Annotated in this window: 18 protein-coding genes; 8 read left to right on the forward strand and 10 right to left on the reverse strand. The window is 66.4% G+C overall.

The annotated features are described in order from the left end of the window. Positions 1-166 precede the first annotated feature (166 nt). From bioC to bioF, 3 genes are read right to left on the reverse strand one after another with little or no spacing between them, the layout of a single operon-like run. Positions 167-1,039 (reverse strand): malonyl-ACP O-methyltransferase BioC, encoded by an 873-nt coding sequence (gene bioC / locus ACP5MM_RS00005; protein ID WP_427930433.1) that lies wholly within the window; start codon positions 1,037-1,039, stop codon positions 167-169. After that, positions 1,036-1,794 carry an alpha/beta fold hydrolase gene (locus tag ACP5MM_RS00010; RefSeq protein ID WP_427930434.1) on the reverse strand — a complete coding sequence of 253 codons (759 nt, stop codon included), beginning with the start codon at positions 1,792-1,794 and terminating at the stop codon, positions 1,036-1,038. Before ACP5MM_RS00010 ends, bioC begins: the two co-directional genes overlap by 4 nt. Beyond that, positions 1,791-2,957, reverse strand: coding sequence for an 8-amino-7-oxononanoate synthase (bioF, locus tag ACP5MM_RS00015; RefSeq protein WP_427930435.1), 1,167 nt, complete (start codon positions 2,955-2,957; stop codon positions 1,791-1,793). Before bioF ends, ACP5MM_RS00010 begins: the two co-directional genes overlap by 4 nt. Before the next feature lie 88 nt (positions 2,958-3,045). Here bioF and ACP5MM_RS00020 point away from each other — a divergent pair, with 88 nt between their 5' ends. The 8 genes from ACP5MM_RS00020 (at position 3,046) to ACP5MM_RS00055 (ending at position 8,595) form a co-directional block, all read left to right on the forward strand. Next, on the forward strand, positions 3,046-3,747 hold the full coding sequence (locus ACP5MM_RS00020; RefSeq protein WP_427930436.1) for a ComF family protein: 702 nt from the start codon (positions 3,046-3,048) through the stop codon (positions 3,745-3,747). A gap of 202 nt (positions 3,748-3,949) precedes the next feature. Continuing rightward, on the forward strand, positions 3,950-4,432 hold the full coding sequence (gene trmL / locus ACP5MM_RS00025; protein WP_427930437.1) for a tRNA (uridine(34)/cytosine(34)/5-carboxymethylaminomethyluridine(34)-2'-O)-methyltransferase TrmL: 483 nt from the start codon (positions 3,950-3,952) through the stop codon (positions 4,430-4,432). 102 nt (positions 4,433-4,534) lie between these two features. Then, positions 4,535-4,987, forward strand: a complete 453-nt coding sequence (aroQ, locus tag ACP5MM_RS00030) for a type II 3-dehydroquinate dehydratase (RefSeq protein WP_427933927.1) — start codon at positions 4,535-4,537, stop codon at positions 4,985-4,987. Positions 4,988-5,012: 25 nt separating this feature from the next. After that, on the forward strand, positions 5,013-5,480 hold the full coding sequence (gene accB / locus ACP5MM_RS00035; RefSeq protein ID WP_427930439.1) for an acetyl-CoA carboxylase biotin carboxyl carrier protein: 468 nt from the start codon (positions 5,013-5,015) through the stop codon (positions 5,478-5,480). A gap of 1 nt (position 5,481) precedes the next feature. Continuing rightward, positions 5,482-6,828 carry an acetyl-CoA carboxylase biotin carboxylase subunit gene (gene accC / locus ACP5MM_RS00040; RefSeq protein ID WP_427930440.1) on the forward strand — a complete coding sequence of 449 codons (1,347 nt, stop codon included), beginning with the start codon at positions 5,482-5,484 and terminating at the stop codon, positions 6,826-6,828. Beyond that, positions 6,825-7,697 carry a 50S ribosomal protein L11 methyltransferase gene (gene prmA, locus ACP5MM_RS00045; protein WP_427930441.1) on the forward strand — a complete coding sequence of 291 codons (873 nt, stop codon included), beginning with the start codon at positions 6,825-6,827 and terminating at the stop codon, positions 7,695-7,697. The genes accC and prmA overlap by 4 nt, the downstream gene beginning before the upstream one ends. A gap of 2 nt (positions 7,698-7,699) precedes the next feature. Continuing rightward, entirely contained in the window at positions 7,700-8,335 is a 636-nt protein-coding gene (locus tag ACP5MM_RS00050) for a zinc-ribbon and DUF3426 domain-containing protein (protein ID WP_427930442.1), read from the forward strand. Between the two features lie 17 nt (positions 8,336-8,352). After that, positions 8,353-8,595 (forward strand): helix-turn-helix domain-containing protein, encoded by a 243-nt coding sequence (locus tag ACP5MM_RS00055; protein WP_427930443.1) that lies wholly within the window; start codon positions 8,353-8,355, stop codon positions 8,593-8,595. On the opposite strand, the gene ACP5MM_RS00060 is transcribed toward ACP5MM_RS00055, so the two are convergent. The 7 genes from ACP5MM_RS00060 to ACP5MM_RS00090 form a co-directional block, all read right to left on the reverse strand. Then, on the reverse strand, positions 8,577-9,221 hold the full coding sequence (locus tag ACP5MM_RS00060; RefSeq protein ID WP_427930444.1) for a lytic transglycosylase domain-containing protein: 645 nt from the start codon (positions 9,219-9,221) through the stop codon (positions 8,577-8,579). The genes ACP5MM_RS00055 and ACP5MM_RS00060 overlap by 19 nt on opposite strands. After that, the gene (locus ACP5MM_RS00065) at positions 9,218-9,631 is read right to left on the reverse strand and encodes a ClpXP protease specificity-enhancing factor (RefSeq protein ID WP_427930445.1); all 414 of its coding nucleotides are present in this window, start codon (positions 9,629-9,631) and stop codon (positions 9,218-9,220) included. Before ACP5MM_RS00065 ends, ACP5MM_RS00060 begins: the two co-directional genes overlap by 4 nt. Before the next feature lie 313 nt (positions 9,632-9,944). Then, the gene (locus tag ACP5MM_RS00070; RefSeq protein ID WP_427930446.1) at positions 9,945-10,949 is read right to left on the reverse strand and encodes a class 1 fructose-bisphosphatase; all 1,005 of its coding nucleotides are present in this window, start codon (positions 10,947-10,949) and stop codon (positions 9,945-9,947) included. Between the two features lie 35 nt (positions 10,950-10,984). Beyond that, the gene (locus tag ACP5MM_RS00075; RefSeq protein WP_427930447.1) at positions 10,985-11,743 is read right to left on the reverse strand and encodes a cell division protein ZapD; all 759 of its coding nucleotides are present in this window, start codon (positions 11,741-11,743) and stop codon (positions 10,985-10,987) included. Positions 11,744-11,797: 54 nt separating this feature from the next. Further along, positions 11,798-12,415, reverse strand: a complete 618-nt coding sequence (gene coaE / locus ACP5MM_RS00080) for a dephospho-CoA kinase (RefSeq protein ID WP_427933928.1) — start codon at positions 12,413-12,415, stop codon at positions 11,798-11,800. Further along, a complete protein-coding gene (locus tag ACP5MM_RS00085; protein WP_427930449.1) occupies positions 12,416-13,216 on the reverse strand; it encodes a prepilin peptidase in 801 nt (266 codons plus the stop codon). It lies immediately after the preceding gene. Further along, positions 13,216-14,541 (reverse strand): sigma-54-dependent transcriptional regulator, encoded by a 1,326-nt coding sequence (locus tag ACP5MM_RS00090; RefSeq protein ID WP_427933929.1) that lies wholly within the window; start codon positions 14,539-14,541, stop codon positions 13,216-13,218. Before ACP5MM_RS00090 ends, ACP5MM_RS00085 begins: the two co-directional genes overlap by 1 nt. Between the last annotated feature and the right edge of the window lie 3 nt (positions 14,542-14,544).

A 14,544-nucleotide genomic window follows, 5' to 3' on the forward strand; every position in this document is an offset into this window, starting at 1 on the left:
TGAGCCCGCAGGGCGAGTTTTCGCCTGCCAGCGGGATGAGCCGTAGAACAACAGGCAAGGACCGCCGGAGCAAAAAACCCCTCCGCCAACGGCCGGCGCCAGGATCATGCCGATGGCCGTTGGCAGCGTGTCGTGCCGCGGCCTTTGGTCCATGCCGCCATCCGCTTCATCGCCGCCCCAATCGCCCCAGGGGCACCGCCACCGCGCCGTCGGCCAGGCGTTCCTGGCGCGGCCCGGCACCCCAGGCATGGCCGTAAACCACTTCATAGGTGGCCGGCAGCCGCTCCTCCACCCGAAACTCCGCGTAGGCCGCACGCAAACATTCCAGACGGCGCGGCGTCAGCAGGCCGCGGGCGCGCGCCTGCAGGGCATTGGTCGCCCCCACCGCGCGCAGGTCGCGGAGCAGGGCCTCCAGGCTGGGATAGGTGAGCTGATAATGTTCCACGTCCATGACCGGCATCTCGAAACCCTGGCGCACCAGGGCATCCCCTATGTCGTGCATATCCAGAAAAGGGCTGACATGGGCCCCTTGATCCACCGCGGCAAAGGCGCGGCGCAATTCGCGCAGGGTGTCCGGCCCCAGGGTGGAAAACATGAGCAGGCCACCGGGACGCAGGACGCGGGCGAACTCGCGCAGGGCCTGACCCAGATCGTTGCACCACTGCACCGTCATGTTGGCATAGATGAGGTCCATGGAACCGCTTTGCAAGGGCAGGCTTTCGGCATCTCCCTGGCAATAGTGCTGACGCTGCCGCCAACGCTTGCGCCGCCGCGCCTCGCGCAACATGCCGGCGGCCAGATCCATGGCCAAGACCCGGGCGCGGGGATAGCGGGCATTGAGCCGGCGCGCGCCCAGACCCGTGCCGCTGCCGACGTCGAGGATCCATTGCGGCGCCAGCTTGACCAGATCCAGGCGCTCGATGAGCTGCGCGCCCACCCGATCCTGCAACACCGCCGCCGCCTCATAGCCAGCGGCGGCCCGGCTGAAGGCGCGGCGCACGGCGCGCTTGTCAAAGGGCGGCGCCGCGCCCGTCCTCACGCCAGCCATTCCAGCAAGACCCTGGCACACTCGGCAGGGGCGGAAAGGAAGGGGGCATGGCCAAGGGTCGCAAAGCTTGCATAGCGGCTGCCCGGCAGGGCTGCATGGAGCCATTGCGCCGCTGCCGCCGGCACGATGCGATCCCGTTCGCCGTGCAGAATCAGGGTCGGCAGGCTAGGTGGCGGCAGTTCCCGACGCAGGTCCTCGTCGCGCAGGAGCACCAGCCCATCGGCCAGGCAGCGCGGATCCGGCAAGGACCAGCCGCGCATGGCGTTGAGCTGCTGCCGCGCCTGGGGATCATTCATCACCTGCAGGGCCAGAAAACGCTGGCGTGTCCCCTCCGGGTCCACGCGCAAGGCATCGGCAAAGCCCGCCAAGGTGGCGGCATCGACCCCCCAGGCCCAATCGGGGCGCTGGCGAAAGGCCGGCGAGGCCGCCATCAGGATGAGGCCCGAGAGCAGGTCCGGCCGCCGCGCCGCCAGCCCCAAGGCGAGTAGGCCGCCCAGGGACCAGCCCAGGAGCAGGGGGGCTTCGCCTTCCCCACCCAGCATGGCCGCCAGGGACGTCAGGCTGTCCTCCCAGCCAAGACCGGCAGCGCAGGGGGTGGCACCATGGCCGGGCAGGTCATAACGGACACAGCGAAAGTGCGGCGTCAGATAGTCCAGCCACGAATCAAAGACGCGCCCTTCCATGCCCCAGCCGTGGAGCAGGACCAGGGTCCGCCCCTTCCCCGCCACCTGTCGGGCCCAGTTCATCGGCATTGCTCCAGCGCCAGGCGCAGCCGGTCCACGTCCTCCGGCCCATGGGCCGCGCTCAGGGTGATGCGCAGCCGCGCCGCGCCCATGGGCACCGTCGGTGGGCGCACGGCGGGCACATACAGACCCTGTTCCCGCAAGGCCCGGCTCAGGGCCAGACTGTGCCCGGCCTCCCCCACCAGGAGCGGCTGAATGGGCGTGTCGCTGGCTATCCAGGACCCTGGCGTAGCCGCCCCCCGCAAACGCGCGACATGGGAGCGCAACCGTTCACGCCGCCACTCCTCTCCCTGCACCAGCCCCAGGGCCGCCAGGGCCGCCGCCGCCAGCATGGGCGGAAAGGCGGTGTGGTAGACAAAGCTGCGGGCGCGATGGCGCAAGAGGTCGATGAGGGGCTGGCTACCCGCCACAAAGGCGCCATAGACGCCAAAGGCCTTGCCCAGCGTGCCCATGCGCACACCGACCCGTGCCGGGTCCAGTTGCCAGTGCGCCGCGCTGCCCCGTCCACCCGCGCCGATGACGCCAAAGGCATGGGCCTCATCCAGCATGATGGTGGCGTCATGGCGCTCGGCAAGGCGGACGAGATCCGCCAGGGGGGCGATGTCGCCATCCATGCTGAATACCCCATCGCTGACGATCCAGCGCCGCCCCCCGCCATGACGCTGGAGGAGCGTCTCCAAGTGGTTGAGATCCCCATGGCGATAGCGCTGCAGGCGCGCCCCCGCCAGACGCGCGCCATCCACCAGGGAGGCATGATTGAGACGATCGGCAAAGACCCCGTCCCTGCGCCCCACCAGCGCCGCAAAAATGCCCAGATTGGCCAGATAGCCGCTGCCGAAAAGCAGCACCGCCTCCACCCCCAGCCACTGCGCCAGGGCCGCCGCCAGGGCCGCATGCACGGGCCGTTCTCCGCCCAGCAGCGGCGCCGCCCCCGCGCCCACCCCGCTCAGCATCATTTCCGCCCCGGCCGCCACGCGCAGCGCCGGGTGCCCGGCAAGGCCAAGATAATCGTTGCTGGCAAAGGAGAGGAGCGCGTGGCCCTGGGCATCGCGCAAACGGATGCCACCGTCCCCCTCGGGCTGCAATGGCTGTAACTCCCGCCACAGCCCGGCCGCCCGCAAGGGAGCCAAGGCTTCTTTCCAGCGTGCTTCCTGAGGAGAATTCATGCCCCCTTATAGGAATGGGGCGAGCGCTTGTCAACGGCGGGCAGGGCAAGGACAATCAAGATCCCGCTCACGGATAGTAGCGCTGCCCATGCCGGAATCTCTCCCCCGCCTCCTGAGCACCCACCTTGCCGCCCTGCGCGACTGGGTCTTCCCCGAGGGTTGCCGCCTCTGCGGCGCGCCCGGGGCCGCCCTCTGCGCCCAGTGCTGCGCCGAACTGCCGCGTCTGGCCGCCACCCGCTGCCCCATCTGCGCGCGCCCGCAGGCCGACACCAGTCCCTGCGGCGCCTGCCAGCGACAAGTCCCCGATTTTGCCGCCGTGCATACCCCCTTTGCCTATGCCGCCCCCCTGGATGGCGCCATCCAGGCATGGAAGTTTGGCGGCCGGCTCGACTGGACCCTGCCCTTGACCGATGCCTGGCTGAATGCCTGGGAACAGATCCCGGCCCTTCCCCAGGCCCTCATTCCCGTCCCCCTGCACCGCAACCGCTTGCGCGAACGGGGGTTCAACCAGGCCGCCCTCCTGGCACGCCGCTGGGGACGGGCCTGGGGCATCCCCGTCCGCCTCGCCGCGCGCCGCCAACGGGATACGGCCCATCAGGTGGGTCTCAAGGCCGAAGAGCGACGGCAGAACCTTCGCGATGCCTTCCGCATCCACGGCCCACTGCCGGCGCATGTGGCCATCGTCGATGATGTCTTTACCACCGGCACCACCGCCAGCGTGCTTGCCGAGACCTTACGCGCGGCAGGCTGCCGGCAAGTCGATGTCTGGGTCCTGGCCCGCGCCCTATGAGCGTGCCACAGGCAGTTGGCAGGGGTGTTTTGCCGCGACTTCGGCCCGCGTCGTCGTTGTTCCTGGCGAAAGCCCACACCCGGCAGGTGAACCGTTTGAGCCCGCAGGGCGAGTTTTCGCCTGCCAGCGGGATGAGCCGTAGAACAACAGGCAAGGGCCGCCGGAGCAAAAAGCGCCCTTGTCAACTGCCGGATCCAACAGGATGAAAGCACCCCGCCCACTGCAGATCATCCTTTACGAGCCGGAGATCCCTCCCAACACCGGCAACATCATTCGTCTCTGCGCCAACACCGGCGCCACCCTTCACCTCGTGGAGCCCTTGGGCTTCGCCTGGGATGATCGCCGCCTCAAGCGCGCGGGGCTCGATTACCACGAGTTCGCCCGCGTCCAGCGCCACCCTCACTGGCCGGCCTGCCAGGCCGCCCTTGGCGATGCCCGCCTCTTCGCCTTCAGCACCAAAGGCCAGCGCCATTACCATCAGGTACAATATCAGGCCGGGGACGCCCTTCTCTTCGGCCCCGAGACCCGCGGCCTGCCCGGCGAAGTTCTCGCCTCCCTCCCGCCCGAACAGATCCTGCGCCTACCCATGCAAGCCGGCCAGCGCAGCCTCAACCTTTCCAACGCCTGCGCCATAGCCCTTTTCGAGGCGTGGCGCCAGCTCGGCTTCCCCGGCGCCGCCCCCTAGAAGCGCCGGTTCTGGCCATCCCCATCCCGCTGGCCCAATTATCTGGATTTTACCGCTTTTTTGCGGCAGACTTTAGGGCTTGCATGGTCCTCAGCGGAATCTATGTCAGGCGAAACCCACATCCTCGTGCTCCACGGACCCAACCTCAACCTGTTGGGCACCCGCGAACCTGGCCACTATGGCCGGCACACCCTTGCCGCCATTGATGCCGGCCTGCAGGCCCAGGCCGCGGCCTGGGGCTGGCAGGTGGAGAGCGTGCAGAGCAACGCCGAGCACATCCTCATCGACGCCATCCATCGCGCTCCCGGCACCGGTTGCAAGTACATCATCATCAATCCCGCGGCCTTCACCCATACCAGCGTGGCCCTGCGCGATGCCCTGGCGGCCGTCCAGATCCCATTCATCGAGGTGCATCTGTCCAACATCCACGCCCGCGAACCCTTCCGCCACCACTCCTATTTTTCGGATCTGGCGATGGGGGTGATTTCCGGCCTGGGTGCCGACGGCTACCTCCTCGCCCTGCAGGCCATCCATCGACGCCTTGAGAGCGCCTGAATATTCCAAAAGAAGAGGAAGAAGCATGGACATTCAATTTATCCGCCGTCTCGCCGAGCTGCTGCAAAAGACCGACCTCGACGAAATCGAGGTGGTGGAAGGGGAGAGCAAGGTCCGCATCACCCGCCATCAACCGCTGACGCAGTCATTCCAACCCCCCGTCAGCGTGGCAGCGGCAGCAGTGCCTGCCATCGCTGCGGCCACTCCACCCAGCACTCCCGTATTGGCGTCCGTTCCGGAAGTCCCCGAAGGGTACATGATCAAATCGCCCATGGTTGGTACCTTTTACCGCGCCTCGTCTCCCGATGCCGCCCCCTTCGTGGAGGAAGGCAGCATCGTCAAGGCCGGACAGACCCTGTGCATCATCGAAGCCATGAAGCTGCTCAATGAAATCGAGGCCGATGTGGGGGGCAAGGTGCTCAAGATCCTCGCCGCCAATGGTCAGCCCGTCGAATATGGCGAACCCCTGTTCATCATCGCCCCCGAGCGCTGAGATGTTTGAAAAGATCCTCATCGCCAACCGCGGAGAAATCGCCCTGCGCGTGCAGCGGGCCTGCCGGGAATTGGGCATTCGCACCGTCGCCGTACACTCCGAACCCGACCGCGACCTGATTCACGTCAAGCTCGCCGACGAATCCGTCTGCATCGGCCCGGCCCCGAGCGACAAGAGCTATCTCAACATCCCCGCCGTCATCGCCGCCGCCGAGGTCACCGACGCCCAGGCCATTCACCCCGGCTACGGTTTCCTCTCGGAAAATGCCGATTTTGCCGAGCGGGTGGAGAAAAGCGGCTTTGCCTTCATCGGCCCGCGTCCCGAGACCATTCGCCTCATGGGCGACAAGATTGCCGCCAAGATCACCATGAAAAAAGCGGGCGTCCCCTGCGTACCGGGCTCCGACGGCCCCTTGCCCGACGACCCGGAGGCCATGAAGGCCCTGGCCAGGGAGATCGGCTATCCGGTCATCCTCAAGGCTTCCGGCGGCGGCGGCGGGCGCGGCATGCGCGTGGTGCATACGGAAGCCCACCTCATCAATGCCGCCAGCCTCACCCGTGCCGAGGCTGGCAAGGCCTTCGGCAACCCCACCCTGTACATGGAAAAATTCCTCGAAACGCCGCGGCATATCGAGTTCCAGGTGCTTTGCGACGCCCACGGCCACTGCATCCACCTGGGCGAGCGCGACTGCTCCGTGCAACGCCGCCACCAGAAGGTCATCGAGGAGGCCCCGGCACCGGGCATCAGCGCCGCGCAGCGGGCCGAGATCGGGGCCGTCGTGGTCAAGGCCTGCGCAGCCATGGGCTACCGCGGCGCCGGCACCATCGAGTTCCTCTACGACCCCGACAGCCGGACCTTCTATTTCATCGAGATGAACACCCGCGTCCAGGTGGAGCATCCCGTCACCGAGCTCATCACCGGCGTGGACATCGTCAAGGAACAGATCCGCATTGCCGCCGGCCTTCCCCTGGCCTACCGTCAGGAGGACATCGTCCTGCGCGGACACGCCATGGAATGCCGCATCAACGCCGAGGACCCCGAGCGCTTCGTGCCCTCGCCCGGGCAGATCACCACCTGGCACCCGCCGGGCGGCCCCGGCATTCGCGTCGACAGCCACATCTATGCGGGCTACCGCGTGCCTCCCTATTACGACTCCATGATCGGCAAGCTCATTGCCTATGGGGCGGATCGCAACGAGGCCATCGCCCGTCTGCGCAGCGCCCTGCGCGAAACCAGCATCGAAGGGATTCAGACCAATCTCGCCCTGCACCGGCGCATCCTCGAAGAGGCCCAGTTTGCCGCCGGCGGCGTACACATCCACTATCTGGAGGCCCTGCTCGCACCATGAATCCCGCCTGGTGGCAGATCGAGATGACCGTACCCGCCACCATGGGGGAGACGGTGGAAGCGCGCCTGCAGGCCGCCGGGGCGGAATCCGTGAGCTTTCTGGAAATGGGCGACGACCCCGTTTTTACCGCCGGCCAACTCTGGGAGAGCAGCCGCTGCCAAGCCCTCTTTGCCCAGGCCCCCGGCAGGGAAGCCGCTCTCCATGCGCTGATCGAGACCGAAGGCTGGCAGCCCTACCAACCCAGCGTGCAGCCGGTGGCGGAACAGGACTGGGTGGCCAGCACCCAGGCGGCCTTCCCGGCGCGTGCCTTCGGCCGGCTTTGGGTGGCGCCGGGTTGGGCCGCCACGCCCCCCGGCGCCGCCGTCCTCCATCTCGACCCCGGCCAGGCCTTCGGCACCGGCGCCCACCCCACCACGGCACTGTGCCTACGCTTTCTCGACGCCCATGTCCATGGCGGCGAACTGCTCACCGACTATGGCTGCGGCTCGGGCATCCTCGCCATTGCCGCCCTGTTGCTGGGCGCCGGGCAGGCCCTCGGGGTGGATACGGATCCCGTCGCCCTGCGCGTGGCAGCGGAAAATGCCCAGCGCAACGGCGTCGCCGGACGCCTGCAATTGACCCTGCCCGATGCCGCACCCACCCCCCCGGCCGATCTCCTGGTGGCCAATATCCTTGCCGAGCCCTTGATCTCCCTGGCGCCGCTCCTCGCCCAACAGGTCCGGCCCCATGGCCGCATCGCCCTCTCCGGCCTGCTCCATCATCAAGAGGCGGCCGTCCGCCACGCTTACGCCCCCTATTTCGCGCTGGATCCAGCACAGCGCGAAGAAGACTGGTCGCTCCTGAGCGGCCGCCGCACCTCCGGAGTTTGATCATGGAAATCACCTGCCCACGCTGCGACTCCACCTTTAGCGTCGATGCCGCCGAACTTCGCGCCCATGACTGCCAGGCACAGTGCAGTGTTTGTGACCAGATATTTACGGTCGATGGCGCCCTCTGTGGCGCAACGCCAAGCCCGGCCGGCGCCGGGCGGCGCTGGGCCAAGCGCTTCCTCTTGTTCATCATATTCCTGCTGATTCTGGCCCTCATCGGGCAAGCGGTCTGGTGGACTCAGGCATACAGCTATCTGGCCGGCAATGCCGATCTGCGGCGGGCCATGCTCGGCACGGCCCAGCGCCTGGGCGTGGAGATCCCCTGGCCCGGCCCCGACAAGCAGATCCTCATCGTCAACAGCCAGGTCATCCCCGGCAACGGCAATCTGGCGCGGATCACCGGCACGATCCGCAATACGGCCGACTTCGTGCAGGCCTATCCGGTCATCGCCGTGACCCTCGACAACATCCACGGCGCCCCCGTCGCCCATCTGCGTTTCACGCCCCGGCAATACCTCGCTCCACCCTACCGCGCCGCAGACGGCTTCATACCCCATACCCCCGTGCCTTTCGTGCTGAGCAGTCCCCAACTCATCACCGCGCCGGGGTATCAGGTCACCCTCATCAGCCAGCGCTAAAGACCATGGACCCGAAATTGGATGCGGAACCCATGCCCCTCAGCGATTGCGTCGAACTGGTGGTGCAGCAGTACCTCAGCGATCTCCAGGGAGAAACCCCGAGCAACATGCACCGCCTGGTGATGGAGGCCGTGGAGCGCGCCCTCCTGGACACGGTATTGCAGCGCTGCGCGGGACAGCGGGGCGTTGCGGCGCAATGGCTGGGCATCAATCGCAACACCCTGCGCAAGAAACTGCAAAGCTACGGGCTGGAGACCTGAATCAGGCCGGTCCGCCCTTGGCCGGCCGCGCCCTCCCCTTCAGCCAGATAGCGCTGGTAAAATCCCAGGACGCGGGGAACATAGTTCTGGGTTTCCGCATAGGGTGGGATGTGGTAGCCCGACTGCACCACCGCCTGCGAGCCGGCATTGTAAGCCGCGATGGCCAGCCGCAGATCCCCACCGAAGGTGCGCAGGAGGTGCGCCAGATAGGCCGTGCCACCGTCGATATTTTCCTGGGCGCTGAAGGCATTGCCCACCCCGAAGCGATCCGCCGTTCCCGGCATGAGCTGCATCAGGCCCATGGCGCCCTTGGGGGAGACGGCGCCGGCGTTGTAACCCGATTCGGCGCTGATGACGGCGTTGATCAGCGCCTGGCTCACGCCAAAGCGCGCCGCCGCCTTCTCGATCAGGGGTTGATAACGCTCCCGCGCCTGGCGATTGAAGCTGGCCCGGGCTGCTGCCACGGCCATCCGCGGAGTGCGCATCACCATCCGGTACTGGGGATTGCCCTGCGGCATGTTCGTCATGTGGATCACGCCGTTGCTATCCGTATAGGCATAAATGTCGGCCCGCGCCGCAGGGGCCGCCAATGCCGTCAGGATCAGGCCCAGGGCCAGTGCCCTCATTTCACCACGCGCAACTGCGGGCGTGCGGCCCGGGGGGCTTCGCCATCGGCCGTCGAGGATGGGCCCGGCGTGGCGGGTGGCGGCGGCTCGGAGGGCAGGACCGGCTCGCCAAAGCCCATACCTTCCTGGGTTTCCGCCGCATAGATCGCCACCACCGCGCCCATGGGCACCTCCACCGGCCGGGCCACGCCGCCAAAGCGGGCGCTGAAGGAAATCCAGCCATCGGCCATCACCAGGCCATGGCTCGCCCGCGGCGAGATATCCAGGATCATCCGTCCGTCCCGGTCATAACCGGGCGGCACCGCGACCCCCGGATAATCCACCACCACCAAGACATAAGGCGTATATCCCTGTTCCAGACACCAGGTATAAATGGCATTCAACAAATAGGGCTTTGCACTTTCCGGCAACAATCCTGATTCCTCCATCGACTTCACCGGGGCTTGGATCTCCCGGCAAAGGCAGTATATAGACGCTTTTCAGCCAAGCTCAAGGCAGTGCCCACGCTGCGCCCAGGGTGGATGAGGGCAAGGTCGCCGGAATCGCGACAAAAAGCAATGGCGCCCTCGCCGCCTTCCCAGCGATCATGAAATGCCTTCCCCGACCCCGGATTGATTGCGTATTCCGGCTTTCTTCCAAAGAAAACGGATCAGCAATGAGGCCGCTCACGAGCGGCCCTCTTTCGTCCCTTCAGCCCAGGGGAACAGGCCGGAGCAAAACGATCTAGTCCCGGTGGTAGGCCACCACCCGCTCCACCTCGTTCCGTGCCCCCAGGATCACCGGCACGCGCTGGTGCAGGGAGGTGGGCTCGATGTCGAGGATGCGCTGGGTGCCGGTGCTGGCGGCGCCGCCAGCCTGCTCGATGAGATAGGACATGGGGTTGGCCTCATAGAGCAGGCGCAGCTTGCCCGGCTTTTGCGGATCACGATTATCGAAGGGGTAGAGGAAGATACCCCCGCGGCAGAGGATGCGATGCACGTCGGCCACCATGGAGCCCACCCAGCGCATGTTGAAATCGCGCTGGCGCGGGCCGTCCTTGCCCGCGTTGAGTTCGTTGATATAACGCTGTACCGGCTCCTGCCAGTGCCGCTGATTGCTCATGTTGATGGCATACTCGCCGGTATCCTCGGGGATGCGCATCTGGGTATGGGTAAGGATATACTCCCCGATGGAAGGCTCCAGGGTGAAGCCGTTGACGCCGTAACCGGTGCTATAGATGAGCATGTTGCAGGAGCCATAGAGGGCGTAACCGGCACAGACCTGTTCCACGCCCGGCTGAAGGAAATCCGCAGGCTCGGCATCCCGGCCCGCAATGGGTGCCTTGAGGATGCTGAAGATGGTCCCCACGCTGATGCCCACGTCGATATTGCTGGAACCGTCGAGGGGATCGAAAAGCAGCAGATACTTGCCCCGCGGGACGCTGTGGGGAATGGGATAGGGGTTGTCCATCTCTTCGGAGACCATGCCCGCCAGGTGCCCCGTCCAGTCCATGGACTTGAGAATGGCTTCGTTGGAGATGAGATCCAGCTTCTTCTGGGTTTCGCCCTGCACGTTATCGGTACCCGCGCTGCCCAGCACCCCCGCCAGACCGCCGCGATAGACCTGGGCGCCGATGAATTTGCAGGCGGTGGTGAGGTCGTTGAGCAACCCGGCAAAGTCCCCCGTGGAGCCGGGGTAGAGGCGCGTTTCTTCGATGATGAACTGGCTAAGGGTGGTTCCGATATGCATGACACGGTCCTTTGATGATGATGCCGGGCGGCGCCCTAGAGCGCGCTCAGACCCAGGTGAAATTCCACAGGGGATTCTAGCAAGCGCGTCGTTCCCTGGTCCAACCATTGCAAAAAGTGGATATGGAAGCGATGGGCGCCGCCGCTGAATTTGGGGAAATAGCCAAGACCGTCACGCAGGCGAATGCAGACCAGGGCCGGGGGCTGGCGCGGATTGAGGGGAGCGCCGTAACGTCCATCCGCAGCCTCCACCACGGACCAGCCGCAGGTCTCGCGGATCAGGTCCAGCACGAGGCTCACGCCTTTTTCCAGACTCTCCAGGCTCTCCACCCAGGATGCCAGCAACGCGGCGATCTCCGCGGGCGCCCGCTGGCACCAGAAGGCGAGGATGGGCAGATCACAGTTCGCCAGGCCGCCCGGGACACCCAGCCGCCCCCGGGCCAGGTGAATGAGTTCCTGACGGCGCAGGGCCTCGCCAAAAGGCCCGCGTCTTTCGCGCAAGACCTGCAAGTGCTGGTCAACGCGAAACTGCAAACTGCGCAATTGGTCGACGTCCACCTCCGGGCTTTGCGCCCAAAGGGCGAAGGTGTGGGCGAGCCGCTCCAGTTCCAGGATCAGATCGAGGCGCAGTTCGGGACGGTTGCAAAAATCGAGGATTTCGTTGCATGCCCGGAGGGCGGCGCGCAGACTGGCGGGCGCATCGCTTCCGAGTGGGGAGCGGAGCTGGGCAAACACCCCCTCCAAGCGCAGGAAAAGTCGCGTGCGTTCATTGAGAGGATATTCGTAAAGGGACATGCGCAGAGCCTCGTTATTTTTTTAGGGTGCCATAAGGCAAGGTGCGGCGCAAATTTAGGGATTCGGGCCGAAATCCGGGTGGAGCGTGGCGAGAAACTCCCGCAACTGGCGGCGCGCGGCGGCTGGCGAGCCGCTGTTGTCGATGACGACGTCGGCCGCGGCGAGACGGGTGGCGCGATCGCACTGGGCGGCAAGGACGGTGCGGATCTGCGCATCACTCCAGTCCGAGCGCGCCTTGACCCGCGCCATCTGCTGCTCGGGCAGGCAGTCCACCACCACGACCTGATCCACCAGCGCCCCATAGCCCCCTTCCAGCAGCAGGGGCACAACCCAGACGATGAGGGCGTCGGGATGGGCGGCAGCAATGCGCGCGCTCCGGGCGATCATGGCGGCGCGGATGGGGGGATGGAGCAGGGCTTCCAGCCAGGCCCGGGCCTCGGCATCGGCAAACACGCGCTGGCGCAGGGCGGCCCGCTCCAGGATGCCCTGGGAATTCAGCATCTGCGGGCCAAAATGGGCCGCAATGGCGGCCAGGGCGGGGGTGCCCGGAGCAACGATTTCCCGTGCGAGCAGGTCGGCGTCGATGATGTGGGCACCCGCTTCCGCCAGCCATGCCGCAATGGTGCTCTTGCCGCAGGCCAATCCGCCCGTGAGGCCAATGCGCCAGGCCATCTAGCCGGCCCCCAGCCAATGCAGATAGGCGGCGATGATCTGCTGCGGCCAGAGCAGCATCAGCCAGCCCCCCAAGGCGAGGTAGGGACCAAAGGGCATGGCATAGTCGCGCCCCTTGCCCGCCAGCACATAGGCCATGGCCACCACACCGCCGCTGAGGGCGGCGATGAAGAGGGTCAGGAAGACCGCCTGCCAGCCGAGCCAGGCGCCAATCATGGCCAGCAGCTTGAGATCACCGCCGCCCATGCCGTGCCGCCCGCTCCAGCGATGATAACCCGCCGCCAGCAGCCACAGACTGCCATAGCCCAACACCACCCCCGCCACGGCCTCCTGGGGGCTGACCAGGGCAAGACCGGGATGAACCAAAGCCGTCCCATTGAGCAAGAGGCCCGCCAAGATACCGGGCTTGGTGATGCGATCCGGCAGCAATTGCGTTTCCAGATCAATGACGGTGAGGGCCAGGAGGGCCCAAGTCAGGAGCAGGGCGGGAATGAGCCGCAACTCCCAGCCCAGTTCCCAAGCCACCATCACCGTCAGGGCGGCCGTCAAGAGTTCGAGGGCCGGGTAGCGGAAGGAGATGCGTACCCCGCAGGCATGGCAACGCCCGCGCAGCAGCAGCCAGCTCAGGACCGGAATGTTCTCCCAGGGCCGCAGGCGATGGCCGCATTGCGGGCAGCGGGAAGGCGGATGGACGATGGACTCGCCCCGCGGCAGGCGATACACCACCACATTCAGGAAGCTGCCCAACAGCAGACCAAGAATGCCGAGCATGGTCAGGAACAGCGGAACGGGAACGGGCATCACGGCCTCTCCTCCATGCGCAGTTTCTGCAGACGGGCATGCAGGGACTGCAGACTGATGCCCAGGACGCGCGCCGCAGCGACGGCATCCATCTCTACCCGCTCCAGCGTCTCCCGGAGCAGGCGCGCCTCGGCGGCATCGAGATCCATGGCGGCGTCCTCCCCTTCAGCGCCGGCGGGAAGCGCGCTCGCCGTTCCGCTGGGCTGCAAATCGGCAGCACCGATACTCGGCCCATCATGCAAGGCCAGGGCACGCTCCAGGAGATTTTCCAGTTCGCGCACATTGCCGGGGAAGGGATGGCGCTGCAGCCAGGCCAGGGCATCCGGGCGGAGGGTAACGGCGGGGCGGCCCTGAGCCCTGGCCATGCGCGCCAGCAGGGCAGTGCCCAACTCCGGCAGGTCTTCCACCCGCTCGCGCAGGGGCGGTATCTGCAGGGGCACGACATTGATGCGGTAGTAAAGGTCTTCCCGAAATTGCCCTGCCGCCACCATCTGGCCAATGTCGCGATGAGTGGCGGAGATCAGGCGGATATCCAGGGGCAGCTCCCGGGCTGCGCCCAGGGGCCGGATGGCCCGCTCCTGAATGGCCCGCAGCAGCTTGACCTGCATGGACATGGGCAACTCTCCCACCTCGTCGAGAAAGAGCGTACCGCCATTGGCGGCGGCAAAGAGCCCTTCCCGCCGCTGCACCGCCCCGGAAAACGCCCCTTTTTCGGCACCAAAGAATTCGCTCTCCACCAGGCCTTCGGGAATGGCGCCGCAGTTGACGGCGATGAAGGGCTGGTTGCTGCGCGGCCCCGCCTCATGGATCGCACGCGCCACCAGTTCCTTGCCCGTACCCGATTCCCCGGCGATGTGTACCGGCGCATTGCTGCGTCCCAGCAGGAGGATCTTTTCGCGCAGGCGCTGCATGATGGGCGAACTGCCCACCAGGCGCGTAGCCGCGCTGGCCGGTGTAACGGCCAGGCCGGCCAAGGCGACGGCCTGTTCCGCCATGCGCCGCAGACGGGCGAGATCGATGGGCTTGGCCATGTAGTCGAAGGCCCCCGCCTGCATGGCCTCGACGGCGCCCTCGGCACTGGAATAGGCGGTGATGACGGCTACCGGAGATTGGGGATAGCGATCATGGAGCAGCCGCACCAGTTCCATCCCCGAGCCATCGGGCAGGCGCAGATCCGTCAGGCAGAATAGCGGTGCGGCCTGGGCAATGGCGGCGCGGGCCTCGCGCAAGGAAGCCGCCGTCGCCACGGCGAGGTCCATTTCCTCCAGGGTGATGGCCAGCAATTCGAGGATGGCCGGCTCGTCGTCCACAATCAGGGCGAACATTTT

It is taken from the genome of Acidithiobacillus sp. (assembly GCF_049965315.1).
GTDB lineage: Bacteria > Pseudomonadota > Gammaproteobacteria > Acidithiobacillales > Acidithiobacillaceae > Acidithiobacillus_B.

What these genes read in the sequence shown, in the direction of transcription:
- ACP5MM_RS00010 (WP_427930434.1), bottom strand. Translation starts at nt 1,794, where the DNA reads ATGAACTGGGCCCGACAGGTGGCGGGGAAGGGGCGGACCCTGGTCCTG.
- bioF (WP_427930435.1), bottom strand. Translation starts at nt 2,957, where the DNA reads ATGAATTCTCCTCAGGAAGCACGCTGGAAAGAAGCCTTGGCTCCCTTG.
- ACP5MM_RS00020 (WP_427930436.1), top strand. Translation starts at nt 3,046, where the DNA reads ATGCCGGAATCTCTCCCCCGCCTCCTGAGCACCCACCTTGCCGCCCTG.
- trmL (WP_427930437.1), top strand. Translation starts at nt 3,950, where the DNA reads ATGAAAGCACCCCGCCCACTGCAGATCATCCTTTACGAGCCGGAGATC.
- aroQ (WP_427933927.1), top strand. Translation starts at nt 4,535, where the DNA reads ATGTCAGGCGAAACCCACATCCTCGTGCTCCACGGACCCAACCTCAAC.
- accB (WP_427930439.1), top strand. Translation starts at nt 5,013, where the DNA reads ATGGACATTCAATTTATCCGCCGTCTCGCCGAGCTGCTGCAAAAGACC.
- accC (WP_427930440.1), top strand. Translation starts at nt 5,482, where the DNA reads ATGTTTGAAAAGATCCTCATCGCCAACCGCGGAGAAATCGCCCTGCGC.
- prmA (WP_427930441.1), top strand. Translation starts at nt 6,825, where the DNA reads ATGAATCCCGCCTGGTGGCAGATCGAGATGACCGTACCCGCCACCATG.
- ACP5MM_RS00050 (WP_427930442.1), top strand. Translation starts at nt 7,700, where the DNA reads ATGGAAATCACCTGCCCACGCTGCGACTCCACCTTTAGCGTCGATGCC.
- ACP5MM_RS00060 (WP_427930444.1), bottom strand. Translation starts at nt 9,221, where the DNA reads ATGAGGGCACTGGCCCTGGGCCTGATCCTGACGGCATTGGCGGCCCCT.
- ACP5MM_RS00070 (WP_427930446.1), bottom strand. Translation starts at nt 10,949, where the DNA reads ATGCATATCGGAACCACCCTTAGCCAGTTCATCATCGAAGAAACGCGC.
- ACP5MM_RS00075 (WP_427930447.1), bottom strand. Translation starts at nt 11,743, where the DNA reads ATGTCCCTTTACGAATATCCTCTCAATGAACGCACGCGACTTTTCCTG.
- coaE (WP_427933928.1), bottom strand. Translation starts at nt 12,415, where the DNA reads ATGGCCTGGCGCATTGGCCTCACGGGCGGATTGGCCTGCGGCAAGAGC.
- ACP5MM_RS00085 (WP_427930449.1), bottom strand. Translation starts at nt 13,216, where the DNA reads ATGCCCGTTCCCGTTCCGCTGTTCCTGACCATGCTCGGCATTCTTGGT.
- ACP5MM_RS00090 (WP_427933929.1), bottom strand. Translation starts at nt 14,541, where the DNA reads ATGTTCGCCCTGATTGTGGACGACGAGCCGGCCATCCTCGAATTGCTG.